This window comes from Bacteroides sp. (assembly GCF_029057325.1).
In the GTDB taxonomy this organism is placed as follows: domain Bacteria; phylum Bacteroidota; class Bacteroidia; order Bacteroidales; family Bacteroidaceae; genus Bacteroides.
In genome coordinates this window covers 1-9,762 of sequence record NZ_JAICZW010000126.1, presented here as the reverse complement: position 1 = coordinate 9,762, position 9,762 = coordinate 1, and the positions used below count along the sequence as shown (strand labels likewise).

Below are 9,762 nucleotides of genomic sequence, written 5' to 3'. Positions count from 1 at the left end.
GGATGAAACAGCCTCCATCGAACACTTTATTGAGAATATCCGTAACTTTGCGGCAGAAATTTTAATAGGAACTCAAACATGTTTATTCGTTTTCTGAAGAACTGGACGTTGCCTTTGGCAATGCTTGCCGGTACATTGGGATATTTCTTCTTTGCGAAGATTCCTTTCGTGGCACCCGCCAAACCTTATATCAGCGGATTGGTTGCTTTTCTCACTCCAGTTTTGATTTTCGCACAGCTTCTGCTGACCTTCTGCAAAGTGGAAGTCCGTGAGCTGAAGCCTAAGTCGTGGCATGGTTGGCTGTTGCTGTTTCAGGCAACCTCCTGCATGGCGGTAGCCTCATTGTTGATGTTTTGCCCGATGGACGAGACCTATCGCGAAGTGTTTGAGGGGGCGATGGTCTGCCTCATCTGTCCTACGGCGACAGCCGCCGCAGTGATTACCGGCAAGTTGGGCGGCAGTGCTTCCAGCCTGACCACTTACACATTGTTGTCCAACCTGCTGGCGGCTGTGGCAGTGCCGTTGGTGTTTCCATTGGTAGAGCCGCATGCCCATATCACCTTCTTTGCCGCCTTCCTCAAGATTCTGAGCAAGGTGTTTCCGTTGCTGCTTTGTCCCTTCTTCCTTGCGTGGTTCCTGCGCATATTCGTCCCCGGGACGCACCGGTTTCTTTTGGGTTTTCGCGACGCGGCCTTCTATCTGTGGGCGGTGGCGCTTGCCATTGTTTCGGGTCAGACGGTGCGTTCGTTGGTAAATAGCGACGCTCCTGTTTCCGTGGAGTTCTTGATAGCCTTGGCCGGATTGGCGGCTTGCTGCATCCAATTCTATCTAGGAAAGAGAATCGGCGGGCATTACAAAGAGCGCATCAGCGGCGGGCAAGCGTTGGGACAGAAGAATACGGTGCTTGCCATCTGGATGGCATACACGTATCTGAATCCGTTGTCATCCGTCGGACCGGGCTCGTATGTGTTGTGGCAGAACATCATCAACAGCTATCAGTTGTGGAAGAAGCGGAAGAATGAGATGAAGGAGAAGGCATCGGCATAAGAAATATTTACACAAAATATCTTCTTCCCGAAAAATCCGCTCCTCCCTATCCTTCCGGTCCGCGTCTTATCCGGTTCTTATCTGCTCCGTACTTCCTTCGGTGTTTCTTCGGACGTTCTTCGGACATTCTTCGGTCCTAGGGAGTGGAGTTTGTCCGAAGAACGTCCGAAGCCGAATAGGTCCTGATAGGGGTCGGTCAGGGAGAAGATAAAGAGAAGATAGGAAAAGGAGGGAGAGGAAGTTTTTTTCACCGGAACATGCCGGCCGCAGAAAGATGGCTGAAAATATTTTACACTCTAAAGAAAATAATAAGTCTGTTCCAATGAACAATTGAAGGTTAAATGAGAATAGATGTGATTTGTGCCACCATTAGCGAAAGCAAAGTTAGGTTTTGTTGCAGAATTATTCGTATTTTTGCGCCACGAAACGAATGATGGGATACCCGCAGTTTCCCTCGTTCACTTGTCACCTGAAACAAATGAATACGTCTAAACCATTACAAAACCATGAACCCGATTGATATCATTCAAAAATACTATCCAGAAGAGAATGAGTTGCGTCACATCTTGTTGACCCACAGCCGTTCGGTGGCGGAGAAAGCGCTGCAGATTGCCGACCGGCACCCCGAACTCTCGTTGGACCGTGATTTTCTGTACGAAGCGGCCATGCTGCACGACATAGGCATTTTCCTGACAGATGCGGATGGCATCCACTGTTTTGGCGACAAGCCCTATATTTGCCACGGTTATCTGGGAGCCGACTTGATGCGTGCGGAAGGATATCCCCGCCATGCGTTGGTATGCGAACGCCATACGGGAGCAGGACTTTCGCTAGACGAAATCCTTGCACAGCAGCTTCCTGTGCCCCAACGGGAAATGCTTCCGGTCACTTTGGAGGAACAAGTGGTCTGTTTTGCCGACAAGTTCTATTCAAAGACCCATCTGGATAGAGAAAAGAGCATCGAAAAGGCACGGAAAAGCTTGGAACGCTACGGCGAAGCCGGAGTGAAACGCTTCGATAACTGGTGCGAACTCTTCTTGTAGCTATCTAAATTTCATTAAAAAAGGAGATTATCCATATAAATTACGTACTTTTGCCCCTTCAAGCGTAAACTATTAGCGAATGACGCCATTGAAAAAATATAAATTTATATCACTCATACTGCTACTTGTCCTGATGCTCGTCTCTGGGAAGGCTACTTCTCAGCGCCGTGTAAGAAGGGTTTCGCCTTCGATTGCCCTGCAAGCGGACTCACTGCAAAACAAAGATACCTTGCAAGTGAGCGACTCGTTACGACAAGATACGGCAGCTGCCGTTCCTCCCAAAAAGAACGCGCTGGATGCCCCCGTCGCTTATGAGGCCAACGATTCCATCGTGTTCACGCAAAGCGGATTCGCCCATCTCTACGGACAAGGCAAGGTGAGCTATCCGGGTGCAGATCTGGAAGCGGATATCATCTCCATGGATATGGACAACAATACGGTGTTTGCCCGTGGCGTGCTCGATTCCTTAGGAGCCATCCAAGGACGGCCGGTCTTTAAAGACGGAGACACCTCATACGAGACCGATACCATCCGTTATAACTTCAAGAGCGGACGGGGTATCATCAGCAATGTAGTCAGCCAGCAAGGCGAAGGATACGTGACCGGAAACAACGCCAAGAAAGGAGACAATGACGAGCTTTATATGAAAAGCGGACGTTATACCACTTGCGACCATCACGAGCATCCCCACTTCTACATGCAGATGACCTACGCCAAAGTCCGCCCCAAAAAGAACGTGGTAACAGGTCCCGCCTATTTGGTGGTGGAAGATGTGCCACTCCCTTTGGCGGTGCCGTTCTTCTTCTTTCCTTTCTCCAGCAGCTATCAATCCGGGTTCCTGATGCCCACCTATATGGATGACTCCAATCGCGGTTTCGGCCTGACGGATGGCGGCTACTACTTTGCCATCAGTGACAAGATGGACCTGAAAGTACGCGGAGACATCTTCACCAAAGGGTCGTGGGCACTGAATGCGGAGACAAACTACGTGAAGCGTTACAAGTATTCCGGCCTGTTTCAGGCAAACTATCAGGTAACAAAAAGCGGTGACAAGGGATTGCCCGACTATTCGGTGGCCAAAGACTTCAAAATTGTATGGTCGCACCGCCAAGACCCGAAGGCAAGTCCAAATTCCACCTTCTCGGCAAGCGTGAACTTCGCCACCAGCAGCTACGAGCGTACCAACATCAACAACATGTACAACTCGCAGGCGATGTCTCAGAACACCAAGACTTCCAGTGTCAGCTATTCGCGCAACTTCCCCGACCAGCACCTGAGCATCTCCGCATCCACCAACATCGCACAGAGCATGCGTGACTCTTCCATTGCCGTGACGTTGCCGGACATGACCATCTCGCTAAGCACCATCTTCCCCTTCAAACGCAAACATGCGGTAGGAAATGAGAGATGGTATGAAAAGATTTCACTGCGCTACACTGGACACATGAAAAACAGTATCCGAACAAAAGACAACTTGCTGTTCAAAAAGAACCTGATAAAAGACTGGGAGAACGGTATGCAACATGACATACCGATAAGCGCCACTTTCACCTTATTCAAGTATTTCAACGTAACCCCTTCTGTGAACTATACGGAACGTTGGTACACCCGCAAGGTGAAGAAAGACTGGGACAACGAGGCGCAAAAAGAGGTGAACGACACCACCTACGGCTTCCACCGTGTCTATAATTACAACACCAGCTTAGGCATCAACACGAAGGTCTATGGCATGTACAAACCATTGTTCATGAAGAAGAAGGAGATACAGATACGCCACGTACTCACACCCTCGGTCAGCCTGAGCGCCGCACCTGACTTTACCGCCCACCGCTACGGCTACAACGACTTCTACATCAAGGAGAATAGGGACGGCACACGCGACACGGTGAACTATTCTTACTACGAACGGCAAGCTTTCAGTCCGCCCTCCGGTGGAAAACAGGGAGTCGTCTCCTTCAACCTATCCAACAATCTGGAGATGAAATACAAGGACAAGAACGACTCCATCCGCAAAGTAAGCCTGATTGACGACTTAAGCATGGGAATCAGCTACAACATGGCGGCTGAAGTACGTCCGTGGAGCGACCTCAGCTTCAACCTCCGCATGAAGTTGAGCAAAAGCTATACCCTGAGCATGGGTTCTACCTTTGCCACCTATGCCTACGAATTCGACAAGAACGGAAATGTGGTTACCGGCAACCGCACCGAATGGTCTTACGGCCGCTTCGGACGCTGGTCGGGTTATGGCACTTCCTTCAGTTGGACAATCAACAACGACACGTGGAAAAAGATAAGAGGCTTCTTCACCGGAGAAAAGGAAGAGGACTCAAAGGATAAAGGAGACGCCTCGTCGGAAGATGAAAACAGCGAAGAGGAGTTGGACAACAACGGTATTCCCAAGAAGAGGGTGAAGAAAGCTACCGCAGGCACGGATGGCTATCAGGAATTCAAGATGCCATGGTCCATCAACCTCAGCACCGGTTTCAACATTACGGAAGACCGCACGAAACCCATCAACAAGAAGAATATGCGCTATCCCTATAAAGTCAGCGTGAACTCCTTGAATATAAACGGTAACATCAAGCTTACCAACAAATGGGCCGTCAACTTCAATTCAGGCTATGACTTCAATGCGAAAGAGATTACACAGACCTCTTTCAACATCAGCCGCGACTTGCACTGCTTCACCATGACTGCCGCCATTGCTCCTTTTGGCAGATACAAGTACTACAACTTCACGATTCGTGCCACAGCACAAATCTTGCAAGACTTGAAGTGGGAACAGAGAAGCCAGACGCAAAGCAATATCAGATGGTATTAATAAGATGATAAGGTGGTAAAGTGATAGGGTGATAAGGTGATATTGCCTTTATTACCCTATCACTTTACCACCCTATCACATTACCACTTTACCACTTAATCTCTTCTTCCCCGTGTGCTTTCAGGTATTCGTTGGTCTTGCTGAAATGCTTGTTGCCGAAGAAACCGTTGTATGCGGAAAGAGGCGAAGGATGTGCGGAGGCCAATACCAGATGTTTGTTACGGTCAATAAAGGCACCTTTACGCTGGGCGTAGGCTCCCCAAAGAATGAATACAAGGTGCTCTTTCTCCTCTGCAAGGAGGCGGATAGCCGCATCGGTGAATGTTTCCCATCCCCTATTCTGATGTGAACCCGCCTGATGGGCACGCACGGTGAGTGTGGCATTGAGCAGCAACACGCCCTGTTCCGCCCAACGTGTCAGGTTGCCGCTTGTGGGGGCATCGGCACCGATGTCGTTCTTTATCTCCTTGAAGATATTCTGCAAGGAGGGTGGAAAAGGAATGCCGTCGTTTACGGAAAAACAGAGTCCGTGCGCCTGTCCCGGTCCATGATAGGGGTCTTGACCGATGATGACAACCTTCACCTTGTCGAAGGGACAAAGGTTGAAAGCGTTGAATATCAATCTCCCGGGCGGGTATATGGCACATTTGTCATACTCTTCCCGCACAAAGGAGGTCAGTGTGTGGAAGTACTCTTTATCAAATTCGGGTTGCAGGTGCGCTTTCCAGCTCTCTTCTATCTGAACATTCATAACCGTTTTTATTAATAGATTCGGATGCTAAAGTACAAAATAAAAAACAAAGAGAAGGCATCAACCTTGAAAAAAGAACTTTCAAGCCGTTGATGCCCCCTCTTTGCATGTATGAAGGATGAGTCGTTAAATCAGGTGTATGTTGTGGGCTTTACACTCTTTGCGCATGTCATCCGGCCAGATGCTGGCTTGGATTTCGCCGATGTGCGCCTTCCGCAAGTAGAACATACACAGACGCGACTGACCGATACCGCCCCCGATGGAGAGCGGCAAAGTGTCATCCATCAGACGTTTGTGGAAATAGAGTTCCAAGCGTCCCTCTTCGTTTACTTCTTTCAACTGGCGCAACAAGGCCTGCTTATCCACACGAATTCCCATGGACGAAAGCTCGATGCTGCGTTGCAGCACATCGTCCCATAACAGCAGGTCTCCGTTCAGACCGGGCAAGTCGTTCAGGCCGAGAGTGGTATAGTCGTCATAGTCCGGCGCACGTCCGTCGTGCTTCTTCCCGTCACCCAGCTTACACCCGATGCCGATGATGAACACGGCCTTGAACTTCTGGCAAATGGCATGCTCACGCTGTTTGGGTTCCAAATGGGGATAAAGCTGACGCAACTCTTCCGCATGGATGAAGTGCAGTTTTTGCAGATTGGGCAGGCAGGGTTTGATTTGCGGATACATTTCATATACCATATACTCTGTGCGTACCATGGCGGCATAGATGCGGGTGACAATCTCCTTCAGAAACTCCACGTTACGGTTTTCAGCGGTAATAACGCGCTCCCAGTCCCACTGGTCCACATAGAGCGAATGTAGGTTGCCCAGCTCTTCATCGGCACGGATGGCGTTCATGTCGGTGTAGATGCCATATCCCGGCTCGATGTTGTATTCGGCAAGCGTAAGCCGCTTCCACTTGGCAAGCGAGTGCACCACTTCCGCTTTGGCATCGCCCAAATCCTTGATGGGGAAGGTCACGGCACGTTCCACCCCGTTGAGGTCGTCGTTGATACCCATGCCTTTCAGCACGAAAAGCGGTGCGGTCACACGGCGCAGGCGCAGCTCGGAAGAGAGGTTCAGCTGGAAGAACTCCTTAATCTGCTTGATTCCCAATTCTGTCTGTTTGAGGTCTAATAAAGGCTTGTAGCCTTCCGGTTTTATCAGGTAGCTCATAAATCTATATTATTGTCATATATTAAATTGTCCGGCAAAGATAGAAATAATATCATTACTTGCTTCTATTTTAAATAAAAAAACAACAAATTGTTTACTATTCATTCGCGACTCCTCTCAAAATAACATCAAAAGCAAAAAATTTCTTCATAGAAAAAAGTGGTCGGATAGTAGGAATCTCCTGTTTTTTTTATACTTTTGCATCCGCATTCGGCTCCGTAGCTTAGTGAATAGAGCGTCAGATTCCGGTTCTGAAGGTCGTGCGTTTGAATCGCACCGGGGTCACAAGTGAAAAAAGAAATCGTCAAATACTTCCTAATGGAGTTTTGACGATTTCTTTTTTGTTTTGATGGAGAACAAGTTTTCTTTCTTCAGGCCTAATATATTAACTACTCAAGTTCCGAAAGTACATAGATTGGTACACCCGTTGGCGGAATTAATCCGCAGGCCGGCTTCCCGGAGTTTCCTAACACACTGATTATCATATATTAAAAAGTGAGCTGACAGACACTTGTGTTCAAGACGACAGACACTTGTGTTCAAGACGACAGACGCAAGTGTTTGAGACGACAGACGCAAGTGTCTGTCAAACCGGGGAATATAGGGGGGAATCGCAGCACTCATTTCCTTGCGGATTTAATTCCGCCAACAGGTATTAATACGTATATTTGCATGATAAAAAAGGACGATTGACGAGAACTATAAATTCACGCATTTAAAGAGCCAATCTGAAAGAGTGTATCCATTCGTGAACGCATAGGGAAAAATCAGGAACAAAGTTATGAAAAACATCATAGACAAAATCAGACAAATCTATCCGGTATCCGACGAAGCGCTTCAGGCTTTGCAGGCAAATATGCAGGAAAGGCACTACCCGAAAAACACCTACATTGTGCAGTCGGGAGTGACAGACCGTCTGGTCTATTTCATCGAGGAAGGCGTGACGCGCTCCGTATTCCACCACGACGGAGAGGACACCACCACCTGGTTCAGCCAGGAAGGCGATGTCACCTTCGGCATGGACTCGCTGTACTATCACCTGCCATCCATAGAGAGTGTGGAGACCCTTTCAGACTGCAAAATCTACACCATCCACATCGACAAACTGAACGAACTCTACGAAACCTATATCGACATCGCCAACTGGGGAAGAATCCTGCATCAAAACGCCAACAAGGAACTAAGCCATATCTTCGTGGAAAGGCTGCAACTGCCACCCAAAGAGCGGTATGAACAGTTCAACCGCCGCTATCCCGGACTTATCAACCGGGTAAAACTGAAATACATCGCCGCCTTTCTAGGAGTCTCCATCTATACGCTCAGCCGGGTACGCGCCCAGAAATAGGTTTCCGTTGCTTTTTTGCTTTTAAGCAAAAGAAGTTTCTTCCGCATGCCGTACCTTTGGCGACAGAAAAACATTTATCAACTAACGAAAAAAAACATGTCAAGCATTTCATCTTCTGCTTTTACAGACACCAAAGCGCACTACGCGCTTCTTGACGGGCTTCGCGGTGTAGCGGCCCTGATGGTAATCTGGTATCACGTATTCGAAGGCTACGCCTTTGCCGGCGGTGGCCTGATAGAGACTCTGAACCACGGCTATCTGGCTGTAGATTTCTTTTTCATCCTTTCGGGATTCGTCATCGGCTACGCCTACGACGACCGATGGAAGAAGAGCCTCACCGTTAAGGATTTCTTCAAAAGGCGTCTGATTCGTCTGCATCCGATGGTCATCATGGGAGCTGTGCTGGGCGCAATCACGTTCTGCATCCAAGGAAGCGTGCAATGGGACGGCACAAACGTTCCCCTGTCCATGATTCTGCTGTCGTTCCTCTGCCTCCTGTTCTTCATACCCGCCATACCGGGAGCAGGTTATGAAGTGCGTGGCAATGGCGAGATGTTCCCGCTGAACGGTCCTTGCTGGTCGCTGTTCTTCGAATACATAGGCAACATCCTTTACGCCCTGTTCATCCACCGCCTGTCCAACAAGGCGCTTGCCATACTGACGGCACTGCTTGGCATCGCGCTGGCATCGTTCGCCATGCTCGACATTTCCGGCTATGGCTCCATCGGAGTGGGCTGGACGCTGGACGGCGTGAATTTCATCGGCGGGTCGCTGCGGATGTTGTTCCCCTTCTCCATGGGTATGCTCCTGTCACGCAACTTCAAGCCCGTCAAGGTAAGAGGAGCGTTCTGGATTTGTAGCATCGCGCTGACAGCCATATTCGCCGTGCCTTACATCGAAGGAGCAGAACCGATCTGCGCCAACGGCATCTATGAATCGTTCTGCATCCTCATCGTCTTTCCGGCACTTGTCTGGCTGGGCGCATCGGGAACAACCACCGACCAGAAATCAACCCGCATCTGCAAGTTTCTGGGTGACATCTCCTATCCGGTCTATGTAGTGCACTATCCGTTCATGTATCTGTTCTACGCCTGGCTGATTGAGGAACAGCTTTTCACGCTGGAACAGACTTGGCCGGTCGTCTTATGCGTTTACGCAGGCAACATACTGGTGGCTTATCTATGCCTGAAACTATACGACGAACCTGTGCGGAAGTATCTGGCAAAGCGATTCCTGAACAAGCGTAGCGGCTCTTTGTAACACAGCAGACTCATCCGAAAACGTGATGCGGCTGTTACGGCTGTTGCTACTTGCCGGCAACCGCATCCAATTCAATGACTTCTTCCGGCAAATAGCCGCTACGAATCCGCCATTCCTGCGGATAGAGATTGTTGGCACGGTTGCCGATGTTCTTGACAAAACCCAAAGGAATCTGTTTATAAGTTAACAACACAATGCCACGAGGGGCGGTCGCCGAAAGCGTTACCGCCTCTTTGCGCAGATAGGCAACCGCCTGTTCGTAACCAATCTCCTCGTGGGCGAAAGCGGATAGATGCAAGACGGCGCTCATGGCAAGCCCGTGGGC

Annotated in this window: 7 protein-coding genes, 1 tRNA gene and 1 pseudogene; 6 read left to right on the top strand and 3 right to left on the bottom strand. The window is 49.4% G+C overall.

The window, feature by feature from the left end; all coding sequences use genetic code 11:
• Positions 1 to 78: 78 nt before the first annotated feature.
• The 3 genes from K2G43_RS07425 (at position 79) to K2G43_RS07415 (ending at position 4,911) form a co-directional block, all read left to right on the top strand.
• A complete protein-coding gene (locus K2G43_RS07425; protein ID WP_297643508.1) occupies positions 79 to 1,047 on the top strand; it encodes a transporter in 969 nt (322 codons plus the stop codon).
• A gap of 506 nt (positions 1,048 to 1,553) precedes the next feature.
• Complete coding sequence (locus K2G43_RS07420) at positions 1,554 to 2,090, top strand: HD domain-containing protein (protein ID WP_297643510.1); 537 nt, start codon at positions 1,554 to 1,556, stop codon at positions 2,088 to 2,090.
• A gap of 79 nt (positions 2,091 to 2,169) precedes the next feature.
• Complete coding sequence (locus tag K2G43_RS07415; RefSeq protein WP_297643513.1) at positions 2,170 to 4,911, top strand: putative LPS assembly protein LptD; 2,742 nt, start codon at positions 2,170 to 2,172, stop codon at positions 4,909 to 4,911.
• Between the two features lie 88 nt (positions 4,912 to 4,999).
• Here K2G43_RS07415 and K2G43_RS07410 read toward each other — a convergent pair whose 3' ends face one another.
• The gene (locus K2G43_RS07410) at positions 5,000 to 5,662 is read right to left on the bottom strand and encodes a uracil-DNA glycosylase (protein ID WP_297643515.1); all 663 of its coding nucleotides are present in this window, start codon (positions 5,660 to 5,662) and stop codon (positions 5,000 to 5,002) included.
• Positions 5,663 to 5,788: 126 nt separating this feature from the next.
• Positions 5,789 to 6,832 (bottom strand): aspartate--ammonia ligase, encoded by a 1,044-nt coding sequence (asnA, locus tag K2G43_RS07405; RefSeq protein ID WP_297643517.1) that lies wholly within the window; start codon positions 6,830 to 6,832, stop codon positions 5,789 to 5,791.
• Positions 6,833 to 7,044: 212 nt separating this feature from the next.
• Here asnA and K2G43_RS07400 point away from each other — a divergent pair.
• The 3 genes from K2G43_RS07400 to K2G43_RS07390 all read left to right on the top strand — a co-directional run bounded on the left by K2G43_RS07400 (position 7,045) and on the right by K2G43_RS07390 (position 9,437).
• Positions 7,045 to 7,117: transfer RNA gene (locus K2G43_RS07400), tRNA-Arg, on the top strand.
• Positions 7,118 to 7,613: 496 nt separating this feature from the next.
• Positions 7,614 to 8,177, top strand: a complete 564-nt coding sequence (locus K2G43_RS07395) for a Crp/Fnr family transcriptional regulator (protein WP_297643680.1) — start codon at positions 7,614 to 7,616, stop codon at positions 8,175 to 8,177.
• Between the two features lie 96 nt (positions 8,178 to 8,273).
• A complete protein-coding gene (locus K2G43_RS07390; RefSeq protein ID WP_297643678.1) occupies positions 8,274 to 9,437 on the top strand; it encodes an acyltransferase in 1,164 nt (387 codons plus the stop codon).
• A gap of 46 nt (positions 9,438 to 9,483) precedes the next feature.
• Here the strand turns inward: K2G43_RS07390 and K2G43_RS07385 are convergent.
• Positions 9,484 to 9,762, bottom strand: a pseudogene (locus K2G43_RS07385) (rRNA cytosine-C5-methyltransferase); the annotation flags it as partial.

Bases quoted from the DNA above. Each gene is read 5' to 3' on its own strand.
- K2G43_RS07425 (WP_297643508.1), top strand. From the start codon at position 79: ATGTTTATTCGTTTTCTGAAGAACTGGACGTTGCCTTTGGCAATGCTT.
- K2G43_RS07420 (WP_297643510.1), top strand. From the start codon at position 1,554: ATGAACCCGATTGATATCATTCAAAAATACTATCCAGAAGAGAATGAG.
- K2G43_RS07415 (WP_297643513.1), top strand. From the start codon at position 2,170: ATGACGCCATTGAAAAAATATAAATTTATATCACTCATACTGCTACTT.
- K2G43_RS07410 (WP_297643515.1), bottom strand. From the start codon at position 5,662: ATGAATGTTCAGATAGAAGAGAGCTGGAAAGCGCACCTGCAACCCGAA.
- asnA (WP_297643517.1), bottom strand. From the start codon at position 6,832: ATGAGCTACCTGATAAAACCGGAAGGCTACAAGCCTTTATTAGACCTC.
- K2G43_RS07395 (WP_297643680.1), top strand. From the start codon at position 7,614: ATGAAAAACATCATAGACAAAATCAGACAAATCTATCCGGTATCCGAC.
- K2G43_RS07390 (WP_297643678.1), top strand. From the start codon at position 8,274: ATGTCAAGCATTTCATCTTCTGCTTTTACAGACACCAAAGCGCACTAC.